The following is a 20,663-nucleotide window of genomic DNA, read 5'->3' on the forward strand; positions in this document are numbered from 1 at the left end:
GAGAGGGGGCTTCGATGGGCGACGGACGGGTCCCGGCAGGGTTCACCGAGCAGCGGACCCGGGTCGGTGACATCACGATCAACCACGTCCGCGGGGGCAGCGGGCCCACCCTGGTGCTGCTGCACGGCTACCCGCAGTGCTGGCGGATGTGGCGGCACCTGCTGCCGGTGCTGGCCGAGTCGTTCGAGGTGGTCGCGCCCGACCTGCGCGGCTTCGGCGACAGCGACGCCCCGACCGACGGCTACGACAAGAAGAACGTCGCCGCCGACCTGCACGGGCTGCTGACCGCGCTCGGCCTGGTCGAGGACATCCGCCTGGTCGGTCACGACCTCGGCACGATGGTCGCCTACGCCTACGCCGCCGCCCATCCCGACCGGGTTTCCCGGCTGGCGCTCACCGAGGCGCCGATCCCCGACGAGAGCATCTACGCGATCCCGGCCCTCACCGCCGCCGGCCCGGCCGTGTGGAACTTCGGCTTCTTCAACCTGACAAACGGCCTGCCGGAGCAACTCGTCACCGGCCGGGAGCCGCTCTGGGTGGACCGGTTCACCGACTCGATCATGGTCAACAAGGGCAGCATCGGTCCGGAGGAGGTGGCGGAGTACGCCCGACACCTGCGGGATCCGGCCCACCTCTGGGCGAGCTTCGCCTACTTCCGGGCGTTCGGCCAGGACGTGGCGGACAACGCCGCGTACCGGGCGACGAAGCTGCCGATGCCCGTCCTCGCCGTCGGCGCCCGGGCCAGCCTCGGTGAGCAGGTGGCCGAGCAGGTCCGCCGGTACGCCGACACGGTCACCGGCGAGGTGGTGGAGGACTGTGGCCACTGGCTCTTCGAGGAGCGGCCGGCCGAGCTGGCGGACCTGCTGCTGCCGTTCCTGCGGAACTGAGGCCGCCTCAGGAGGCCGGGGACCAGGCGTACGCGGCCAGCGGCGGGTCGAGCGGGGCGTCGGTGAGCCGGTTGGCGAAGGTCGAGATCGTGTACGTGCCGACGCCGAGCACCACGTCCAGCGCGTGCCGGGGCTGCCAGCCGGCGGCCAGGAAGGCGTCCAGGTCGCCGTCCGGCACGGCGCCCCGGTGGTCGAGGACGGCGACGGTGAACCGGCGCAGCGCCTCCAGCCGCGGGTCGGGCAGGGCGGTGCCGGCCCGGAGCGCCTCGATCAGCTCCGGCGCGACGCCGGCCCGGGTGAGCGTCGCGGTGTGCATTGCCACGCAGAGGTGGCACTCGTTGCGGGTGGCCACGGTCAGCACCACGACCTCCCGGGCGACCGGGTCGAGGTCGGTGGATTCGAAGACGGCGTTGGCGGTGAGGAAGCCCTTGAGCAGTTCGGGTGACTCGGCCATGAGGGCCACCGCGCCGGGCAGGTGGCCGAGCTTGCGGTGGACGGTGGCCATGGTGGGACGGGCGGCGGCGGGCGCGGTGTCGGGCGTGTGGGCGGTGAAGACGGGACGGGACATGACAGGTACCCCTCACGTACGATAGTCAACGTGGTTGACGAAATAGTAAACGGGGTTGTCGAACATGGCAACGCCTGACCGCCCGGGCTTCGTGCTCCCGCTGCTCCTGCTCGCCGGCTTCCGCACTCTCATCGACGACCTGCACGCCGAACTGGCAGGGCAGGGGCACCCCGACCTGCGGCCGGCACACGGCTTCGTGCTCCAGGCCGTCGGCCCGGCCGGCACCACCGCCTCCGACCTGGGCCAGCGCCTGGGCGTCTCGAAGCAGGCGGCCGGCAAGACGGTCGACCGGCTGGTCGCGCTCGGCTACCTGGAACGCGCCGACGACCCCGCCGACGCCCGGCGCAAGCTGGTCCGGATGACGGCGAAGGGCCACGACGGGCTGCGCCGCTCGGCGATCCTCTTCGACGAACTGCGCGACCGCTGGGCGGCGACCCTGGGCGCGGACCGGGTCGCGGCCATGGAGGACGACCTGCGCCGCATGGTCCCGTCCGACGTCTTCCGCCTCGACGTCCCCGGCTGGTTCGGCGGATGACGCACAGTCGCACGATGCAGGTGACCCTCCGGGTCGTCGATCTGCTGGGCCGGCGAAGGCCGTAGACCCGGGCAACTTTCGTCGGCTCATCTCCATAGGATCAGCGCGCCGTCCGGCCGACCAGCCCGGACGGCCCACCTTCCTTCGAGGAGTTCGATGAGATCACTGCGCGCGTCTCGCGCGATCCAGGCCGGCGCCGTCGCGATGGCCACGCTGGGCGCGGTCACCGCCCTACCCACCCCTGCGTCGGCCGACACCGGCCCTGGCTGGGTGAGCGGCTGGCTTGGCGACACCTCCGTCGGCACGGCGGGCGCACCCGCCCGCACCGCCGCCCTCTCCATCAGCAGCAGCACCGACGCCCTCCACCCGCGGACCACGTTCGACCTGGCCGGCCTGGCCGGCGTCGCCACCGCCACCTTCCCGGACTGGTGCGTCATCGACGCCAACTCGGTCACCTGCCCGATGCCCCCGGACGCCACCACGGACGAGTGGGACACGGTCAACGGAACGATGCCGATCGTCCTCCGAGCCGCCCCGGGGGCCGCCGACGGAGCCAGCGGCACCATCAGCTACACCACCCTGGCCGACGGCCTCGACGGCTGGGCACAGCAGGCGACCGTGACGGTGCACGCCGGACCGGACGCGATCGACCTGGTCGACCGGTACGTCGACAACGCCGGCACCGGCGACCGGCTCGCCATGCCGGTGGCGTTGGTGAGCTCCGGCGACCAGGCGGTGGACGGCCTGCGGATCACCCTGCGCTTCCCGGTGGGGCTGGAACCCGCCGCCTACCGCAACTGTCGGTACGGCGCCGGCGACCAGCTGAGCACCGTCGTTGTCTGCACCATCGGCGACCAGCTCATCCCCGGCCGCCGCTACGAGGTGCCGGGCGGGTTCGTCACCACCGTCGGGGCGGCCGCGATCGGCGACAAGCGGATCATGCAGAGCGTGGCGCCCACCGTCACCGCGGGGCCGCTGCCCACCGGCGTGACGTTCGGCAAGCGGGACGCCGACGAGCCGCTGCGGCTGCGCCAGGTCGGCGACCCCATGGACGTGATCGGTCCCGAGCACCAGTCCCCGTCCGGCCAGTACTTCCTGCGGGCGATCCATGGGGCGTACGACGTCGTCGCCCTGGGGGCGGCGGCCACCGGTGTGCCCGGCGACACCGTCCAGGTCCAGGTCGGGCTGCGCAACGACGGCCCCGGCGTGCCGGACGGCACGGTGTCTGGTGACAGCGCGGCGCGGCTCGTCTTCACGCCGCCGGCCGGCACGGCGGTGACCAGGTCCCCGTCGGGCTGCTGGCCGATCGGGGGCGACGAGGAGGCCACCGAGGAGACGGTGCCGAGCGGCTGGTACTGCACCAGGCCCGGTGGCGTCTTCCCGGCGGGCGAGACCTGGCTCCTCGACTTCGACCTGCGGGTTGACGGCCCGCTCGGGGCCCCCGGCGAGGTCCGCCGCGCGGACGACTACCCCCGGGTGGATGACAACCCGGCGAACGACGCCGCCCCGGTGACAATGAGCTGACCCGGAAACGCGCGACCGCCGGGAGCCACGCGGCTCCCGGCGGTCGGCGCGGACGGCTCAGTTGACGCCGGCGTAGGAGTGCAGGCCGGTGAAGAAGAAGTTGACCCCGAACAGGTTCATCAGCATGGTCAGGAAGCCCACCACAGCGATCCAGGTGGCCACGTTGCGCCTGACGCTCGGGGTGGCCCGGGCGTGCAGGTAGCCCGCGTAGACCACCCAGGAGATGAACGCCCAGGTCTCCTTCGGGTCCCAGCCCCAGGCGCGACCCCAGGCCGCCTCGGCCCAGATCGCCCCGGCGATCACCGCGAAGGTGAAGATCGGGAAGGCGAAGGCGTGGAGGGTGAAGGTCAGCCGCTCCAGGCCGGCCGCCGCCGGCAGCCGCCGGGCCAGGGTGTACGGGAAGCTCCGCTTGCCCTGCTCCCAGCCGGACCGCATCAGGTACGCCACGGCCGGCACCACGCCCAGCAGGAAGATGCCCGAGGCGAAGATGATCGTCGACACGTGGATGATGAACCAGTACGACTGGAGCGCCGGCATCAGCGGCACGACCTGCACGTAGAGCTTCAGCTCGGCGAACGCCAGCAGCAGCACCATGACGAGGGTCAGGAACAGCCCGAGCCGGCGCAACGACGGCTGCTTCCAGAGCACCGCGAGCCAGGCCGCAGCCCCGATCCAGGTGACCGTCAGCACGAACTCGTACATGTTGCCCCAGGGCATCCGCTCGGCGGCGATGCCCCGGGTGACCACCGCGCCCAGGTGCAGTGCGGCGGCCAGCACGGTGATCCAGGCGGCGATCCGCCCGGCGAGGGCGGCCCGGGCGGCGGAGCGGTGGGGCCGGGTCGGGGCGGGGGTGGCCGGCTCCTCGACGGTCCCGCCGGGGCCGCCGGCGCCGGCGCCGACCAGCTCCCGGGCCGGGGCGGCCGCCGGCACCTTCCGGGCGTTGCCCAGGGCGTACTCGACGGCGTGGCTGATCATCGCGACCAGGTACGCCAGGATCGCGAACGTGACCAGCTGGTCGGAGAGTGCGGACATCACTCGTCTCCTTCTCGCGCCCGCCGGTCGTCCCGCTCGCCGTCGCTGACCGCGGCGACGAGCTGTGCGAACTCGGGGGCGAAGCCCGGGTGCTCGGTGCGCGGCAGCCCACCGGCCTCCACCAAGCTACTACCGCTCGTCGGAGATCCACCGTCCGGGGGCGTCACCCGGAACCAGACCCGGCGCCGCCGGCCGAAGAGCGAGCCCATGAGGCCGAGCAGCAGCGTCACGCAGGCGACAAGCATCATGGTCTGGCCGGGGGCGTGCCGGACCGCGATGGTGATGTACGGCTGGGTGCCGACGAACTCCAGCGTGCTGCCGTCGTCCAGCTTCCACGTCTCGCCGAGGCTGAGCTTCTTGTCGCCGATCTGCTTCAGCTTGCCGTTGCCGAGCTGCCGCTTGTCGAGCTGGTAGACCGAGCCGGGGATGCCGGCGTCCAGCCCCAGGTTGCCCCGGTACGCGGCAAGCACCACCGCCGGGTTCCGCTCCTCGGGGAACTGGGACGAGACGAACGGCGCGGTGTCCGGGGCGGTGGGCAGGTAGAGCCCGTCGAAGGCGACCTGCTGGTCGGGGTTGCGCTTCCCGGTCTTCGGGTCGACGTTCGCGTCGGGGAAGAGGGCGACGCCCTCCTCGGTGCCGTTCTGGTCGCCGGTGCGCAGGAACGGCGCCGTGCTGGTCTGGGTGCGGCCGTACTTGTCGGTGTACCGGAGGATCGGCGCGTACCCGTTGCCGAGCAGGTAGACGTTTGCCGAGCCGAGCCGCAGCGGTGAGTTGACCGAGAAGCCGGCGGTCCGCTCCGAACCGTCCGGCTCGTCCACCTTGACGGTGGCCCAGTAGCGGGACGCCTGGCCGGACGGCAGGTAGTCCGCCTCGAACTTCTCCAGCGTGAGGCAGAACGACGGCAGGTCCGCGCTGTCCACCCGCGGGCCGAGCGACGCCTCGGCGTACTGCTGGCGGGTGTTGCAGAAGGCGTTGTCCGCGCCCGACACCAGGATCCGGTTGCCGTGCCAGCCGTACCAGGAGCCGAGCGCGACCCCCAGCAGGACGGCGACAAGCGAGACGTGGAAGAGCAGGTTGCCGGTCTCCTTGAGGTAGCCCTTCTCGGCGGAGACCTCGTTGCCGCGGACGGTGACCCGCCAGCGGCGCCGGCGCAGCACCGCGGCGATCGCCTCGGGGTCGGCGGCGGCCGGCGCCTCCAGCACCGCGTGCTGCGGCAGCCGTTCCAGGCGCTTCGGGGCGGCCGGCGGCCGCATCCGCAGGGCGCGGACGTGGTCGCGGGCCCGGGGCAGGATGCAGCCGACCAGCGAGGTGAACAGCAGCAGGTAGATCGCGGAGAACCAGACCGAGCCGAAGACCTCGAACATGCCGATCTGGTCGAGCCGGGGCGCCAGGTCGGGGTGGTCGACGAAGTACTGGTTGACCTTCTCCGGGTTGACCCCGCGCTGGGGCAGCACCGAGCCCGGGATGGCGGCGATCGCGAGCAGGAAGAGCAGGATCAGCGCCGTACGCATGCTGGTGAGCTGCCGCCACGAGTTGCGCAGCAGGGCCAGCACCGGATTGACCCGGCGCCGGGGCGCGCCGGCGGGCGGGGCGGCCGGCCGGTCGTCCACGCTCGTCATCAGATGCTCACCTCGCCCACGCCCACGTGCGTCTGCAACCAGATCACGAAGTCCTGCCAGCCACCGGTGACCAGCGCCACGCCGATCAGGATCAGCAGCGCGCCGCCGATGCGGGTGACCCAGCGGCTGTTGCGCCGGACGGCGCGGAACACCCCGAGCAGGCGGTGGAAGCCCAGCCCGAAGACGACGAACGGTACCCCCAGCCCGAGGCAGTACGCCACGGCGAGCAGCACGGCCCGGTCGGTCCGCCCGTCGACTGTCGCCATGCCGAGCACCGCGCCGAGCGTCGGCCCGGTGCACGGCAGCCAGCTGAGCGCGAAGACCGCGCCGAGGACGGGGGCGCCGAGCAGCCCCGCGGCGGGCAGCCGCCGGATACGGAACTCGCGCTGCATGCCGGGGATCACGCCGAGGTAGCCGAGGCCGAGCACCACCACGAGCGCGCCGATGACGATCTCCAGCGTGCGCTCGTACTGGAAGAGGAGCTTGCCGACACCGGAGAAGAGGATCGCGGTGGCGACGAACACGGCGGTGAAGCCGGCGATGAAGAGCAGCGTGCCGGCCAGCACCCGCCCCTTGACGGCGACCGCCGACCGGGTGGCCGGTGCCGCCACGGCGACGCCCGTGCCGCCGGAGGTGTTAACAGGGGACCCCTCCTCTACCGGAGGCGTTAAGAGGGGGCCCTTCCTTGCACTCCGACCCTCCAGGTCCGCCCCGGCCAGCCCGGTGACGTACGACAGGTAGCCGGGCATCAGCGGCAGCACGCACGGGGAGAGGAAGCTGACCAGCCCGGCGAGGGCCGCGGCCCCGACGGCCAGCAGCAGCGGGCCGGATTCGGCGAGCTGGCGGAACGTCTCGCCCATCAGCGTGATCCGGTGGCGGGCTGCTCGGCCGCGACCCGTTCGACGACGGGTTGCAGCTCGTCCCGGGTGACGGCTCGGCGGATCACCACCGCGACCCGGCCCTCCCGGTCCAGGACGACAGTCGCCGGGGTGGTGTTGGGCGGGATGTCGAAGTTCAGCGCCTGCCGGCTGGCCGGGTCGAAGAGGCTCGGGTAGGTGGCCCGGCCCTCCTCGAACGCGATCGCCTTGTCCTTGCTGTCCTGCACGTTGATGCCGAGGAAGGTCACCCCGGACGCCTTGGTGGCCTGGTAGGTGGCCTCCAGGTCGTCGGCCTCGGCCCGGCAGGGCGCGCACCAGGAGCCCCAGAAGTTGACCACGACCACCTGGCCACGGGCCTCGGAGACGTCGTAGCTGCCGCCGGTGAGCAGCTCACCGCTCACCTTCGGGGTCTTCGACCGCTGGTCGGGAGCGCAGGTGATGGTGACGCCGTCGCTCTCGCAGCGGCTCTCCTCGCTGCCGGAGGAGCAGCCGACCAGCGCCGTACCGGCGGTGACGGCGGCGAGCAGGGCGGCGACGAGCCTCCGGGTGCGCATCAGGCGCCCTTGGCCGTCCGAGCGGTCGGCGAGATCGCGATCAGGTGGGCCGCGGGCTCGGAGTAGCCGATGCCGGAGATCTTCGCGCCGTCGAAGTGGAACGAGGTGAGGCTGGCCAGGCCGCACTGCCGCTTGCGCGGGTCGTGCCAGAGCCGCTTGCGCTCGACGTAGCGGCGCAGGGTCCAGATGGGCAGCTGGTGGGAGACGAGCACGGCCTCGCGCCCCTCGGCGGCGATCCGGGCGGCGTGCAGGGCGGCGAACATCCGCTCGGCGATCACCCGGTAGGCCTCACCCCAGGACGGCGTCACCGGGTCGCGCAGCACCCACCAGTTGCGCGGGTCGCGGAACGAGCCGTCGCCCGGCGAGACCTTCTTGCCCTCGAACCAGTTCGCGCTCTCGATCAGCCGCTCGTCCACCCCGACGGGGAGGCCGAACTGCGCCGCGATCGGCTCGGCGGTCTGCTGGGCGCGTTCGAGCGGGCTGGCCACCACGTGCACCACGGTCCGCTCGGCGAGCGCCTGGGCGGCCGCCTTGGCCATCTGGACGCCCAACTCGGAGAGGCGGAAACCGGGCAGCCGGCCGTAGAGGATGCCGTCCGGGTTGTACACCTCGCCGTGCCGCAGCACGTGGACCACCGTCTCGCTCACGATTGCTACCCCCCGTGTCCTGCCGCTGCCGCAGCGTTCGCCGCCGTCGGCAGGGCCGCGGCGATCTGCTCCAGGGCGGCGTCGTCGATCGCCGCCGACACGAACCACGACTCGAACGCGCTCGGCGGCAGGTAGACGCCGGCGGCGAGCATGGCGTGGAAGAACGCCTTGAACGCGGGCACCTGCTGGGTGCGGGCGCTGTCGTAGTCCGCCACGTCGGCGTCGGTGAAGAAGATCGAGAACATGTTGCCGGCGTACGAGAGCCGGTGCGGGACCCCGGCGGCGGCCAGCGCCTCGGTGGCGAGCTTGCCCACCGTGGCGGCCGTCTCGTCGAGCCGGCGGTAGAGCGCGTCGTCGGCCAGCCGGAGCGTGGCCAGGCCGGCGGCGCAGGCCAGGGGGTTACCGGAGAGCGTGCCGGCCTGGTAGACCGGGCCGGCCGGGGCCAGCTTCGCCATGATCTCCGCGCGCCCGCCGAACGCCGCGGCGGGCAGCCCACCGCCCATGACCTTCCCGTACGTCCACAGGTCGGCGTCGGACGGGTCGAGGCCGTGCCAGCCGGCGCGGGAGACCCGGAACCCGGTCATCACCTCGTCGACGATGAGCAGCGCGCCGTGCGCGTGGGCGATCCGGGCGAGCTGCTGGTTGAAGTCGTCGCGCGGGGCGATCACGCCCATGTTGCCGGCGGCCGCCTCGGTGATGACCGCCGCGATGTGCGGGCCCTCGGCCGCGAAGGCCTCCTCGACCGCGCGCAGGTCGTTGTACGGCAGCACGATGGTGTCGCCGGCGGCCGCCCCGGTCACGCCGGGCGAGTCGGGCAGGCCGAAGGTGGCCACGCCGGAGCCGGCGGCGGCCAGCAGCGCGTCGGAGTGGCCGTGGTAGCAGCCGGAGAACTTGATGATCTTGGCGCGGCCGGTGAAGCCGCGGGCCAGCCGGATCGCCGACATGGTGGCCTCGGTGCCCGAGTTGACCAGGCGGACCTGCTCCACCGGGGTGCGCGCGACGATCTCCGCGGCCAGGTCGACCTCGCCCGGGGTCGGCGTGCCGAAGCTGGTGCCGAGCGCGGCGGCCTCGCGCAGCGCCTCGACCACCGCGGGGTGGGCGTGGCCGAGGATCAGCGGCCCCCAGGAGCAGACCAGGTCGACGTAGCGGCGACCGTCGGCGTCGAAGAGCCAGGGACCCTCCCCCCGGACCATGAAGCGCGGGGTGCCGCCGACGGCACGGAACGCGCGCACGGGGGAGTTGACCCCGCCGGGCACGATGGCCTTGGCGCGGTCGAACAGGGCCTCGGAGGCCGGGGCGTCGGCCGGGTAGCGGCCGGATCCGGCGGAAAAGGTGTCGCTCACGATGCCGCCATTGTGTCAGCGCCGGGCGGCTGATCGGCAGGCACCCCGCACCGGGGGTTACCGGGCTCACGCCTCGTCCGTTCGGCGCGGCTCACCGACCGGCGGGTCGCCTCGACGGGCCCGTTGGTCGAGATCGCGATAGGCTGACCGGGTGGATCGTGCCGAACTGTCCATCACGCTACACCGGACGGGTGACGAAGCCGTGCTTCGCCTCGCCGGTGAGATCGACATGCTCACGGCCGCCCAGCTGTCGACAGTCGTCAACGAGGTGCTGGCCGACCCTCCGCCGCGCATCGTCCTCGACCTGGGCGGGGTCACCTTCTGTGACTCCCAGGGCCTCGGCACCCTCGTGGTGCTCAGCCGCAAGGCCAGCCACGCGCAGAGCCTGCTGGTCCTGAGCAACGTCGGCGACTTCCTCCTGCGCGTCCTGGACATCACCGGCCTGCGCAGCGCCCTGATGATCCGCAACGAAACAGCCCCCTGACCCCCGCCGTCCCGCGTTGATCATGAAGTTGGCGGCGATGTGGATCTCCACAGGCGCCGCCAACCTCATGATCAACTGGGTCGAGGGATCAGGTGACGGGGACGTCGCGGCGGCGGAAGGCCGTTAGGCCGGCCGTCGCCAGGGTCAGGGCCACGGCTGCGAGGGCCCACAGGGGGGTTGCGCTCCAGGTGTCGCGGAGGACCTGTGGGGTGTGCGTGAACGGGGAGAGGTCGAGCAGCCACTGGTCCAGGTCGAGCACCGCGCCCAGTTGGCCGAGCAGCACGCAGACCGCCAGCACCGCCCAGGCCACCGGGGCGAGCCTCGGCAGCAGGCCGTAGAGCAGCACCGCGAGGCCGGCCAGCACCCAGGCGGCGGGCACCTGGGCCAGCCCGGCGCCGAGCATCCGGGGCAGCTCCCGGGGCACGTCCTCCACGCTGAGGCCGTACGTCAGGCCGGTGGCCAGGCCGGTCACGGCGAGCACCACCACCGGACCGACAAGCGCGAACACCACGTGCGACAGCAGCCAGGTGGAGCGGTGCGTGCCGGTGGCGAGCACCGGTTCGGCGTGCCCAGCGGACTCCTCGGCGCGCATCCGCAGCGCGGCCTGGATGCCGTAGCCGGCCGCCGCCAGCCCGGCCAGGCTGAGCGTGGCGCCCAGGTAGGCGTCGGCCAGGCCGGAAGCCCCACCGATCCGGGCCATGATCTGCTCCAGCTGCGGGTTCCCCTCGACCGAGCGGCCGGCCGCCTCCGCGGCGCCCCCGAGGATCAGCCCGAGCAGGCCGAAGCCGACCGACCACCAGAGGATCTGCCCCCGGTGCAGCCGCCAGGCCAGCCCGAACGGGCCGGCAAGCCCCCGGCCCGCGGTGGCCGGCCCGAGCCGCGGCGGCAGCACCCCGGCGCCCAGGTCACGGCGCACCGAGACGGGGTACGCGACCGCGGCGAGCAGCGCCGACGCGACGAGCGGCAGCGCCGGCACCCACCAGCGCTCCCCCTCGTACGGGCGGATCCGGGGGGCCCAGCCCAGCGGGGAGAGCCAGCTCGGCCAGTCGTTGCCGGCGGTGTCCCCCACCATCCGCAGCGCGAACGAGGCGCCGAGGACGGCGATCCCGATGCCCCGTGCCCCGCCCGCGGTCTCGGTGAGCTGGGCGGCCAGCCCGCCGAGGGTGGCGAAGACCACGCCGGTCAGGGCGGTGCCGAGGCCGTACGCGTACGAGCCGGCGGCCGGCAGCCCCGTGGAGGCCAGCCCGGCCGCCGTGAGCAGGCCGAGCAGCAGGTCGGCCGCGTACGTGACGAGTAGCGCGGCGGTCAGCCCGGCGTGCCGGCCGAGGACCCCGCCGCCGAGCAGTTCCCGCCGGCCGGCCTCCTCCTCGACGCGGGTGTGCCGGATGACCGTGAGGAGGCTGGCCAGCGCCACGATGACCAGCAGGAAGCCGCCGCGCTGGGCGGTCAGCGCGCCGACGCTCTCCCCGTAGACCGGGCCGAGCAGCGCGACGATCGAGGGGTTGCGGGCGGTGCCGGCGGCGTACGCGGCCCGCTCGGCGTCGGTCGGGAACAGTTCGAAGAAGCTTGTCGCGTACGTCATGGGCAGCACGGCGAGGACCAGCACCCAGAGCGGCAGCACGAGGCGGTCCCGCCGCAGGACGAGCCGGACCAGATGGCGGGTGCCCGTCAGGGTGCTCATGCGACCACCTCGCTTCGCTCGGCGGCCGCACGAGGCTCCACCGCGCTGTACTGATGATTCGCTCGCTGACGCTCGCTCATCGGGTCAGCTCCTCGGGGACCGCCTCGTAGTGCCGCAGGAACAGCTCCTCCAGCGTCGGCGGCGTGCTGACCAGGCTGCGGACGCCCAGCTCGGTGAGGCGCCGCAGGGCGACGTCCAGCGCGGCCGAGTCGACGTCGAAGCGCACCCGGTTGCCGTCCACCCGCAGGTCGTGCACGCCAGGCAGGTCGGCCAGCCCGTCCAGCGGGGCGGCGACCTCGGCGTCGATCGAGGTGCGGTGCAGGTGGCGCAGCTCGGTGAGGGTGCCGGACTCGACGGCCCGGCCGTTCCGGATGATCGTCACCCGGTCGCAGAGCGCCTCCACCTCGGCCAGGATGTGGCTGGAGAGCAGCACGGTGCGGCCGTCCTGCTTGGCCCGGCGTACCCAGTGCTGGAAGACCTCCTCCATGAGGGGGTCGAGCCCGGAGGTCGGCTCGTCGAGGATGAGCAGTTCGACGTCGGAGGCGAGCGCGGCCACCAGGCCGACCTTCTGCCGGTTGCCCTTGGAGTAGGCCCGGCCCTTCTTGCGCGGGTCCAGCTCGAAGGACTCCAGCAGCTCGGCCCGGCGCTTCGGGTCCAGCCCGCCGCGCAGCCGGCCGAGCAGGTCGATCACCTCGCCGCCGCTCAGGTTGGGCCAGAGGGTGACGTCGCCGGGCACGTACGCGAGCCGGCGATGCAGCGCGACGGCGTCCCGCCACGGGTCGCCGCCGAGCAGTCGGACGGCCCCCGCGTCCGCCCGCAGCAGTCCGAGCAGCACCCGGATGGTGGTCGACTTGCCGGAGCCGTTGGGGCCCAGGAAGCCGTGCACCTCGCCGGCGCGGACGGTCAGGTCGAGTCCGTCGAGCGCTCGGGTCCGGCCGAAGGTCTTCACCAGGCCGGACACCTCAATGGGAGTTTCCATACTTCGGAAGCTACGCTCGTTTCACAAACTTGTGAAGACAGTGAGATCTGAGAGACGATCAGGTGTGATGAGCGAGACGACGCCGACGACCCAGCCGCCCCACCGGGACGAGGAAGAGGTCCACCTCTTCGTCGAACGGATGGCGATGGCCTTCGCGGACGTCGGCTTCCCCCGCATGGCCGGCCGGGTGCTCTTCACCGTGATGAGCGCGGACGAGCCGCTCACCGCCGCCGAGATCGGCGAGCGGCTGGGGGTCAGCGCGGCGGCCGTGTCCGGCGCGGTGCGCTACCTCACCCAGTTCGCCATGCTGGTCCGCGAGCCGGTCAAGGGCTCCCGGCGGGACCGCTACCGGATGCCGGCCAACCCCTGGTACGAGGCCACGATCACCAAGACCGGCCTCTACAAGAACTTCATCGACATCGCCAGCGGCGGGGTCGACGCGCTGCGCGGGCGGGACACCCCGGCGGGCGAGCGCGTGGCCGAGATGCGGGACTTCTTCCTGTTCGTACAGGAGGAGATCGACGCCCTCGGCGAACGGTGGCGGGCCCGGCGCGCCGCGACGGGACACGGCGACCGGGCCGACGCCTGAACGCTCAGGCGGTGTTGCCCCAGCGGGCCTGCTCCAGCAGGTCCACCGCGCGCTCCCGGGACTCGGCGTCGTCCTCGGCGCGCAGCAGCGCGGTCGCCTCGTCCACCGCGTCGGTCAGCACCCGCCACTGGGCGTCGCGCTCCCGCACCAGGTCGGACTGGGCGGCGAGCTGCCGGGTCTTCACCCACAGCTCGACGAAGACGGACACCTTGGCCCGCAGCACCCACGGGTCGAACGGCTTGGTCAGGTAGTCGACCGCGCCCACCGCGTAGCCGCGCAGGGCGAGCTGGGCGTCCTTGTCCGCCGCCGTGAGGAAGATGATCGGCACGTGCCGGGTCCGCTCCCGCCGCTTGATGTGGGTGGCGGTCTCGAAGCCGTCCATGTCCGGCATCTGGGCGTCCAGCAGGATCACCGCGAAGTCGTCCACCAGAAGCTGCTTGAGCGCCGCCTCGCCGCTCTCCACGGCGACCGACTGGACCGGAAGCCCCTGGAGGATCGCCTCCAGGGCCATCAGGTTCTCCCGCCGGTCGTCCACCAGCAGCGCCTTGGCCATCTGGGTCACGGATTCTCCTCGCCTCGGCTCCGGCCGATCCAGGACGCCATCATCTCGATCAGCTCGTCCAGGTCGACCGGCTTGGTGATGTAGTCGCTACCCCCGGCCGCGATCGCCGACTCCCGGTCACCGGGCATCGCCTTCGCGGTCAGGAACACGATCGGCAGGTCGGCGAAGCGGTGGTTCCGCCGGATCTGCGCCGTCGTCTCGTAGCCGTCCTGGTCCGGCATCATCGCGTCCATCAGCACGATGTCCACCTCCGGATGCTCGGCCAGTTGGCGGACTCCGTCCGCTCCGTTGTCCGAGTACAGCACGGTCATGCCGTGCAGTTCCAACGCGGAGGTCAACGCGAACACGTTCCGGACGTCGTCGTCGATGATCAGGACGGTCACGCCCTCCAGCCGGCGGGTCGCCGGCGTCTCCTGCGGCTGCGGCAGTTCCATGGGCATGAGCAGGGACGACGGCAGGCCCGCGCGCTGCGGCGAGGGCGGCGCCGGCGCCACCACCGCGTCCGGCGCCAGCACATCGGGTACGAAGAGGGTGAACGTCGAACCCTGCCCGGGCGCGGAGGACACCGTGATCGTGCCGCCGAGCAGGCGGGCCAGGTCCCGGCTGATCGACAGGCCCAGGCCGGTGCCGCCGTAGCGCCGGCTCGTGGTGCCGTCGGCCTGCTGGAACGCCTCGAAGATCAGCGAGAGCTTGTCGTCCGAGATGCCGATGCCGGTGTCGATCACCGAGAAGGCGATCACCTGCCGGGCGTTGGTCAGCGCCGGCACGTCGAAGACCGCGTTCTCGGCGGCCGGCGCGATCCGCAGGGTCACCGCGCCGTTGTCGGTGAACTTCACCGAGTTGGAGAGCAGGTTGCGCAGGATCTGCTGCAACCGCTGGGCGTCCGTGACCAGGGCCGGCGGCAGCTCCTTGCTGATCCGTACCTGGAAGTCGAGGCCCTTCTCCTCGGCCTGCGGGGCGAACGCCTGCTCGACGTAGCTGCGGATCTCCGAGAAGTGGATCTCGGTCGGCTCCACGTCCATCCGGCCCGCCTCGATCTTGGACAGGTCGAGGATGTCGTCGATCAGGGAGAGCAGGTCCGATCCGGCGCCGTGGATGGTCCGGGCGAACTCGATCTGCTTCGGGCTCAGGTTCTGCTCCGGGTTCTCGGCGAGCAGCCGGGCCAGCAGGAGCAGCGAGTTCAGCGGCGTACGCAGCTCGTGGCTCATGTTGGCCAGGAACTCCGACTTGTACGCCGACGCCCGGGTGAGCTGCTGCGCCTTCTCCTCCAGGCCGAGCCGGGCCAGCTCGATCTCCCGGTTCTGCGTCTCGATGTTGGTCTTCTGCTCGGAGAGCAGCTTCGCCTTGTCCTCCAGTTCGGCGTTGGTGCGCTGGAGTTCGGCCGACTGCTCCTGCATCTCGTGCGCCAGCCGCTGCGACTGCGCCAGCAACTCCTCCGTACGCCGGTTGGCCTGGATCGTGTTGACCGCCACGCCGATGGTGAGCACCAGCCGCTCCAGGAACGCCAGGTGCAGCTCGGAGAAGGTGCTGACCCCGGCGAACTCGATCACGCCGAGCAGCTCGCCCTCGAAGAGGACCGGCAGCACCACGAGGTCGGCCGGAGGCGTCTCGGCCAGGCCGGACCGCAGCACCAGGCGCCCGTCGGGCTGGGCGTTGACCCGGATGGTCCGCCGGGACAGGGCGGCCTGCCCGACCAGCCCCTCGCCGGGCCCGAAGGTCACGTCGTGCCCGCGGGCCACGTAGCCGTAGGAGGCGGTGAGCCGCAGCCGCATGCTCCCCTCGGAGCTGTCCGCCAGGAAGAACGCGCCGAGCTGCGCGTCGACCAGCGGGGTCACCTCCATCATGATCATGCGGCAGACCTCGCCGAGGTCCCGCTGGCCCTGGAGCAGGCCGCCGATCCGGGCCAGGTTCGAGTCCAGCCAGCCCTGCTCGGCGTTCTTCTTGGTCGTCTCCCGGAGGGTGACGATCATCTGGTTGATGTTGTCCTTCAGCTCGGCGACCTCGCCCTGCGCCTTCACGCTGATCCGCTGGGTCAGGTCGCCCCGGGTCACCGAGGTGGAGACCTGGGAGATCGCCCGGAGCTGGGTGGTCAGGGTCGAGGCGAGCTGGTTGACGTTCTCGGTGAGGTCGCGCCAGGTGCCGCTGACCCCCTTCACCTGCGCCTGGCCGCCCAGCTTGCCCTCGATGCCGACCTCGCGGGCCACCCGGGTGACCTCGTCGGCGAACGAGGAGAGCTGGTCCACCATGGTGTTCACGGTGTTCTTCAGCTCCAGGATCTCGCCCTGCGCATCGACGGTGATCTTCTGGCCCAGGTCGCCCTTCGCCACGGCCGTGGTGACCGAGGCGATGTTCCGCACCTGGCTGGTCAGGTTCGACGCCATCGAGTTCACGTTGTCGGTCAGGTCCCGCCAGGTGCCGGAGACACCCTTCACCTGGGCCTGGCCGCCGAGCTTGCCCTCGGTGCCCACCTCGCGGGCCACCCGCGTCACCTCGTCGGCGAACGACGAGAGCTGGTCGACCATCGTGTTGACAGTCGACTTCAGCTCCAGGATCTCGCCCTGCGCGTCCACCGTGATCTTCTGCGACAGGTCACCCTTGGCCACCGCCGTGGACACCTGGGCGATGTTCCGCACCTGGGCGGTCAGGTTCGACGCCATCGAGTTCACGTTGTCGGTCAGGTCCCGCCAGGTGCCGGCGACGCCGCGTACCTGGGCCTGGCCGCCCAGCTTGCCCTCGGTGCCCACCTCGCGGGCCACCCGCGTCACCTCGTCGGCGAACGACGACAGCTGGTCCACCATCGTGTTGACGGTCGACTTCAGCTCCAGGATCTCGCCCCGGGCGTCGACGGTGATCTTCTGACCCAGGTCACCCTTCGCCACGGCCGTGGTGACCGAGGCGATGTTCCGCACCTGGCTGGTCAGGTTCGACGCCATCGAGTTCACGTTGTCGGTCAGGTCCCGCCAGGTGCCGGAAACGCCCTTCACCTGCGCCTGGCCGCCCAGCTTGCCCTCGGTGCCCACCTCGCGGGCCACCCGCGTCACCTCGTCCGCGAACGACGACAGCTGGTCCACCATCGTGTTCACAGTGTTCTTCAGCTCCAGGATCTCGCCCTGCGCGTCCACCGTGATCTTCTGCGACAGGTCACCCTTGGCCACCGCCGTCGAGACCTGCGAGATGTTCCGGACCTGGCTGGTCAGGTTGCCGGCGAGCTGGTTCACGTTCTCGGTGAGGTCCCGCCACGTGCCGGAGACCCCGCGTACCTGGGCCTGGCCGCCCAGCTTGCCCTCGATGCCCACCTCGCGGGCCACCCGCGTCACCTCGTCCGCGAACGACGACAGCTGGTCCACCATCGTGTTCACGGTGTCCTTCAGCTCCAGGATCTCGCCCTGGGCGGCCACCGTGATCTTCTGGGAGAGGTCGCCGCGGGCCACAGCGGTGGAGACCTGGGCGATGTTGCGGACCTGGCTGGTCAGGTTCGACGCCATCGAGTTGACGCTGTCGGTCAGGTCCTTCCAGGTGCCGGCCACGTTCGGCACCTCGGCCTGGCCGCCGAGCTTCCCGTCGGTGCCCACCTCGCGGGCCACCCGGGTCACCTGCTCGGCGAAGAGCCGCAGCGTGTCGGTGAGCGAGTTCATCGTGTCGGCCAGTTCGGCCACCTCGCCGCGGGCGCCCACCGTGATCTTCTGCGACAGGTCGCCCTTCGCCACCGCCGTCGCCACCTGGGAGATCGACCGCACCTGGCCGGTGAGGTTCGACGCCATGGTGTTCACCGAGTCGGTGAGGTCCTTCCAGGTGCCGGCCACGCCGCGGACGTCCGCCTGGCCGCCCAGCTTGCCCTCGGTGCCCACCTCGCGGGCCACCCGCGTCACCTCGTCGGCGAACGACGAGAGTTGATCCACCATCGTGTTCACGGTCCGGCCGATGCGCAGGTACTCGCCACGCAGCGGGCGGCCGTCGATCTCCAGCGCCATGTGCTGGGACAGGTCGCCGTCGGCCACCGCCACGATCACCCGGGCGATCTCCGTGGTCGGGCGGCCCAGGTCGTCGATCAGCGAGTTGACCGCCCGCTGCCCCTCCGCCCAGGAGCCGTCCAGACCCTCGTCGTCGAGGCGCTCGGTCAGCCGGCCGTCACGGCCGACGACCCGGCTGATCCGGCGCAGGTCCAGGTGCTGCCGCTCCTGGAGCGACACCACGTCGTTGAAGGTGTCGGCCACCTCGCCGGCCAGGCCGGCCCGCCGGGGCAGCCGGACCCGGAGGTCGCCGCGACGTACCCGCCGCAGCGCCTCGACCAGCTCACCGAGGAGCGCCTCGTGGTCGTCCGCGGCCACCGGTTGTTTCGCCGTGGTCATCAGTTCCTCGCTCAGCTCGGGGGCCATCAGGCTCGTGCCGACACGCGGCCATCCCACCATTCTGCCGCGTGTCACGTCGAGGCCACGGGCGGCGAGCCCGCGCCACGCCCGTTCTGTCCCCCGCCGGCCGGAATCGGCGGAGCGGCTTGGCACCCGGGGTGGCGGCGGTGGAGGATACGAAGGTGTCAGCGGAGGCGGGGCCCGCCATGAACGGCGGCTCGGACGAGCACATCCGCCGGGTCCGCCTCCCCGCGGACCGGCGCACGCCCGCCGCGGCCCGCGCGCTCGTCCGGTCCGTGCTCGCCGAGGCGGACCTGCACGAACTGCTCAACGAGGCGCTGCTGCTCACCACCGAACTCACCACCAACGCGGTCGAGCACGCGCGCACCGAACTGGACATCGAGGTCGAAGCCGACCCGGGCGGGCTCACCGTCACCGTCACCGACTTCGCCTCCGGCCCGGTCGACGAACTGCTCGTCGGCGTCCGGAACACCACCTCCGACATCACCGAGGTCGCCGAGCGCGGGCGCGGGCTCCTGCTGGTCGACCACTTCGCCAGCCGGTGGGGCACCACCTACCTGCCCACCGGGAAGGGTGTCTGGTTCCGGCTCGACCGGCCCGGCGTGGGAGCCGCCACCCGGCCCGGCGGCCTGACGCCGGCCACCCAGGCCGCCGACGGGGACGGGGGCACCCCGAGCGCCGCCGCGATGAGCGAACTCATGCAGACCACCCCCGACCCGTACGCCGACGACCCGCTGCCCGAGTTCGCCGCCGGGCTGCTCACCCGGGTCGCCGAGATGGTCGGCGCGGCCGGCGGCGTCGTACGGCTGGACCGCGGCGACGGCCAGGGCAGCCAGGTGCTCGCCCGCTACGGCCGGCAGCCCCGCGAGGGCAACGAACTGCTGCGCGTCCCGCTCGCCGTGCACCGCCCGTACGCCGGCGAGCTGGAACTGGACGCCGCGCCCTCGGCGTACGCCCGGCCCCTCGCGGTGCTGGCCGGCGAGCGGCTCTCCCTGCACCTGGAGAACGACCGGCTGCGCCGCGCCGACGTACGCCGGTCCGCCTGGCTCACCTTCCTCGCCGAGGCGAGCGAGCTGCTCGCCCAGTCGCTGGACGTCGAACTGACCATGGCGCTCGTCCCGCAGCTCGTGGTGCCCCGGCTGGGCCAGTGGTGCGCCGTGCACACCACCGACGAGTGGGGGCGGCTGCGGCTCGCCGCGGCCAGTCACGCCGACGAGGCGTTGCTGCCCCAGCTGCACCGCGTGCTCCAGGAGACCGGGCCGGACTCGATCCAGGCCCGGCTGCGGGAGGCGTCCCGGAGCGCCGCGCAGGTGCCGCTGGGCGCGCCGATGGAGGGCTTCGCCGTACCCCTGATCGCCCGCGGGCAGCGGCTCGGCACCCTGGCCGTGGGCCGCCATCAGCGGCACCGGCACGACCCCGACGAGGTCTCGGTGCTGGAGGACGTGGCCCGGCGGGCCGCGCTGGCCATCGAGAACGCCCGGATCCACGCCGAGCGCCGCCGGGTCGCGCAGACCCTCCAGCAGTCGCTGCTGCCGCCGGTGCTCCCGGTGGTCGAGGGCATCGGCTTCGCCGCCGAGTACGTCCCGACCGGCGACGAAGCCGAGGTCGGCGGCGACTTCTACGACGTGGTGCCGCTGCCGGACGGCCGGTGGCTCGTGGTGATCGGCGACGTCTCCGGCAAGGGCGTCCAGGCGGCGGCGGTGACCGGCCTGGTCCGGGACGTGATCCGGGTGCTGGTCGGCGACGGCAAGCCGCTGCCCGAGGTGCTCGGCCGGCTCAACGAGACGCTCGTCGAGCGGGGCGGCGGCCGCTACTGCACGCTGGCGCTCGCGGCGGTGGGTCCGGGCGACGGCGACCAGCTCGACGTCTCGCTGCACCTGGCCGGGCACGACCGGCCGGTGCTGCTGCACGGCGGCGGCGGGGCGGACTTCGTCGGCACCGGCGGCACGGCGCTGGGCCTGCTCGATGCGATCGCCACCCCGACCGCCGAGATCGCGCTCAAGCCCGGCGACGCGCTGATCTTCTACACCGACGGGGTCACCGAACGGCGGCGCGGCCGGGAACTGTTCGGCACCGACCGGCTCCGCGAGTCGGCCGCGCCCCTGGCCGGCTACTCGGCGGACGTGGTCGCCGCCCGCCTCCGCGCCACCGCCATCGCCTTCTCGGTGGAACCACCACGCGACGACATAGCCGTCCTGGTCCTCCGCAACGACGCCCTCTAACCCCACCGCCACCGCCCCGCGCGGGCCACCCAGCGCGCCGCCGGCCGCCGCGCCGCCGATCATGAAGTTAGCGGCAGCGATTGCCCCATTTGCGACCGCCAACTTCATGATCAACGGGGCGGGGGCGACCGACGGCGGACCAGGACGGAGGACAGGCGCGCCGAGGGCATGCTGGCCCGGCCGCCTTCC

The 20,663-nt window shown here is 72.5% G+C and carries 17 protein-coding genes; 6 read left to right on the forward strand and 11 right to left on the reverse strand.

What is annotated here, in order from left to right:
• Window positions 1–14 precede the first annotated feature (14 nt).
• Window positions 15–887, forward strand: a complete 873-nt coding sequence (locus GA0070603_RS18265; RefSeq protein WP_091315453.1) for an alpha/beta fold hydrolase — start codon at window positions 15–17, stop codon at window positions 885–887.
• A gap of 7 nt (window positions 888–894) precedes the next feature.
• Here the strand turns inward: GA0070603_RS18265 and GA0070603_RS18270 are convergent, their stop codons facing one another.
• Complete coding sequence (locus GA0070603_RS18270; RefSeq protein WP_091315456.1) at window positions 895–1,455, reverse strand: carboxymuconolactone decarboxylase family protein; 561 nt, start codon at window positions 1,453–1,455, stop codon at window positions 895–897.
• Window positions 1,456–1,519: 64 nt separating this feature from the next.
• Between GA0070603_RS18270 and GA0070603_RS18275 the strand changes: the two genes are divergently transcribed.
• On the forward strand, window positions 1,520–1,990 hold the full coding sequence (locus tag GA0070603_RS18275) for a MarR family winged helix-turn-helix transcriptional regulator (RefSeq protein WP_091315459.1): 471 nt from the start codon (window positions 1,520–1,522) through the stop codon (window positions 1,988–1,990).
• 156 nt (window positions 1,991–2,146) lie between these two features.
• Window positions 2,147–3,514, forward strand: coding sequence for a hypothetical protein (locus tag GA0070603_RS18280; RefSeq protein ID WP_139131894.1), 1,368 nt, complete (start codon window positions 2,147–2,149; stop codon window positions 3,512–3,514).
• A gap of 57 nt (window positions 3,515–3,571) precedes the next feature.
• Here GA0070603_RS18280 and ccsB read toward each other — a convergent pair whose 3' ends face one another.
• Genes ccsB through hemL form a run of 6 tightly spaced genes read right to left on the reverse strand, consistent with a single transcriptional unit; the run spans window position 3,572 to window position 9,587 of the window.
• The gene (gene ccsB / locus GA0070603_RS18285) at window positions 3,572–4,546 is read right to left on the reverse strand and encodes a c-type cytochrome biogenesis protein CcsB (protein WP_091315464.1); all 975 of its coding nucleotides are present in this window, start codon (window positions 4,544–4,546) and stop codon (window positions 3,572–3,574) included.
• Window positions 4,546–6,165, reverse strand: a complete 1,620-nt coding sequence (locus tag GA0070603_RS18290) for a cytochrome c biogenesis protein ResB (protein WP_091315467.1) — start codon at window positions 6,163–6,165, stop codon at window positions 4,546–4,548. The genes ccsB and GA0070603_RS18290 overlap by 1 nt, the downstream gene beginning before the upstream one ends.
• Window positions 6,165–7,025 (reverse strand): cytochrome c biogenesis CcdA family protein, encoded by an 861-nt coding sequence (locus GA0070603_RS18295; RefSeq protein WP_091315470.1) that lies wholly within the window; start codon window positions 7,023–7,025, stop codon window positions 6,165–6,167. The genes GA0070603_RS18290 and GA0070603_RS18295 overlap by 1 nt, the downstream gene beginning before the upstream one ends.
• Window positions 7,025–7,597, reverse strand: a complete 573-nt coding sequence (locus GA0070603_RS18300) for a TlpA family protein disulfide reductase (RefSeq protein ID WP_091315474.1) — start codon at window positions 7,595–7,597, stop codon at window positions 7,025–7,027. Before GA0070603_RS18300 ends, GA0070603_RS18295 begins: the two co-directional genes overlap by 1 nt.
• A complete protein-coding gene (locus GA0070603_RS18305; RefSeq protein ID WP_091315477.1) occupies window positions 7,597–8,244 on the reverse strand; it encodes a histidine phosphatase family protein in 648 nt (215 codons plus the stop codon). The genes GA0070603_RS18300 and GA0070603_RS18305 overlap by 1 nt, the downstream gene beginning before the upstream one ends.
• 5 nt (window positions 8,245–8,249) lie before the next feature.
• Window positions 8,250–9,587 carry a glutamate-1-semialdehyde 2,1-aminomutase gene (hemL, locus tag GA0070603_RS18310; RefSeq protein WP_091315481.1) on the reverse strand — a complete coding sequence of 446 codons (1,338 nt, stop codon included), beginning with the start codon at window positions 9,585–9,587 and terminating at the stop codon, window positions 8,250–8,252.
• Between the two features lie 151 nt (window positions 9,588–9,738).
• Between hemL and GA0070603_RS18315 the strand changes: the two genes are divergently transcribed.
• Entirely contained in the window at window positions 9,739–10,071 is a 333-nt protein-coding gene (locus GA0070603_RS18315; RefSeq protein ID WP_091261368.1) for an STAS domain-containing protein, read from the forward strand.
• Between the two features lie 88 nt (window positions 10,072–10,159).
• On the opposite strand, the gene GA0070603_RS18320 is transcribed toward GA0070603_RS18315, so the two are convergent.
• Complete coding sequence (locus tag GA0070603_RS18320; RefSeq protein ID WP_091315484.1) at window positions 10,160–11,752, reverse strand: ABC transporter permease; 1,593 nt, start codon at window positions 11,750–11,752, stop codon at window positions 10,160–10,162.
• A gap of 76 nt (window positions 11,753–11,828) precedes the next feature.
• Window positions 11,829–12,731, reverse strand: a complete 903-nt coding sequence (locus tag GA0070603_RS18325; RefSeq protein ID WP_091315488.1) for an ABC transporter ATP-binding protein — start codon at window positions 12,729–12,731, stop codon at window positions 11,829–11,831.
• A gap of 67 nt (window positions 12,732–12,798) precedes the next feature.
• On the opposite strand from GA0070603_RS18325, the gene GA0070603_RS18330 reads away from it, so the two are divergent.
• A complete protein-coding gene (locus GA0070603_RS18330; RefSeq protein ID WP_091315491.1) occupies window positions 12,799–13,320 on the forward strand; it encodes a GbsR/MarR family transcriptional regulator in 522 nt (173 codons plus the stop codon).
• Between the two features lie 4 nt (window positions 13,321–13,324).
• Here the strand turns inward: GA0070603_RS18330 and GA0070603_RS18335 are convergent, their stop codons facing one another.
• On the reverse strand, window positions 13,325–13,882 hold the full coding sequence (locus GA0070603_RS18335; protein ID WP_091315495.1) for a response regulator: 558 nt from the start codon (window positions 13,880–13,882) through the stop codon (window positions 13,325–13,327).
• Complete coding sequence (locus tag GA0070603_RS18340; RefSeq protein WP_091322075.1) at window positions 13,879–18,231, reverse strand: HAMP domain-containing protein; 4,353 nt, start codon at window positions 18,229–18,231, stop codon at window positions 13,879–13,881. Before GA0070603_RS18340 ends, GA0070603_RS18335 begins: the two co-directional genes overlap by 4 nt.
• Before the next feature lie 182 nt (window positions 18,232–18,413).
• Here GA0070603_RS18340 and GA0070603_RS18345 point away from each other — a divergent pair, with 182 nt between their 5' ends.
• Window positions 18,414–20,474: a SpoIIE family protein phosphatase gene (locus GA0070603_RS18345; RefSeq protein WP_091315498.1), complete on the forward strand. Its 2,061-nt coding sequence runs from the start codon at window positions 18,414–18,416 to the stop codon at window positions 20,472–20,474.
• Window positions 20,475–20,663 lie beyond the last annotated feature (189 nt).

It is taken from the genome of Micromonospora chersina, assembly GCF_900091475.1.
GTDB classification, from domain to species: Bacteria; Actinomycetota; Actinomycetes; order Mycobacteriales; family Micromonosporaceae; genus Micromonospora; species Micromonospora chersina.

Bases quoted from the DNA above. Each gene is read 5' to 3' on its own strand.
- GA0070603_RS18280 (WP_139131894.1), top strand. From the start codon at position 2,147: ATGAGATCACTGCGCGCGTCTCGCGCGATCCAGGCCGGCGCCGTCGCG.
- GA0070603_RS18300 (WP_091315474.1), bottom strand. From the start codon at position 7,597: ATGCGCACCCGGAGGCTCGTCGCCGCCCTGCTCGCCGCCGTCACCGCC.
- GA0070603_RS18295 (WP_091315470.1), bottom strand. From the start codon at position 7,025: ATGGGCGAGACGTTCCGCCAGCTCGCCGAATCCGGCCCGCTGCTGCTG.
- GA0070603_RS18275 (WP_091315459.1), top strand. From the start codon at position 1,520: ATGGCAACGCCTGACCGCCCGGGCTTCGTGCTCCCGCTGCTCCTGCTC.
- GA0070603_RS18340 (WP_091322075.1), bottom strand. From the start codon at position 18,231: ATGACCACGGCGAAACAACCGGTGGCCGCGGACGACCACGAGGCGCTC.
- ccsB (WP_091315464.1), bottom strand. From the start codon at position 4,546: ATGTCCGCACTCTCCGACCAGCTGGTCACGTTCGCGATCCTGGCGTAC.
- GA0070603_RS18320 (WP_091315484.1), bottom strand. From the start codon at position 11,752: ATGAGCACCCTGACGGGCACCCGCCATCTGGTCCGGCTCGTCCTGCGG.
- GA0070603_RS18270 (WP_091315456.1), bottom strand. From the start codon at position 1,455: ATGTCCCGTCCCGTCTTCACCGCCCACACGCCCGACACCGCGCCCGCC.
- GA0070603_RS18265 (WP_091315453.1), top strand. From the start codon at position 15: ATGGGCGACGGACGGGTCCCGGCAGGGTTCACCGAGCAGCGGACCCGG.
- GA0070603_RS18325 (WP_091315488.1), bottom strand. From the start codon at position 12,731: ATGGAAACTCCCATTGAGGTGTCCGGCCTGGTGAAGACCTTCGGCCGG.
- GA0070603_RS18330 (WP_091315491.1), top strand. From the start codon at position 12,799: ATGAGCGAGACGACGCCGACGACCCAGCCGCCCCACCGGGACGAGGAA.
- GA0070603_RS18290 (WP_091315467.1), bottom strand. From the start codon at position 6,165: ATGACGAGCGTGGACGACCGGCCGGCCGCCCCGCCCGCCGGCGCGCCC.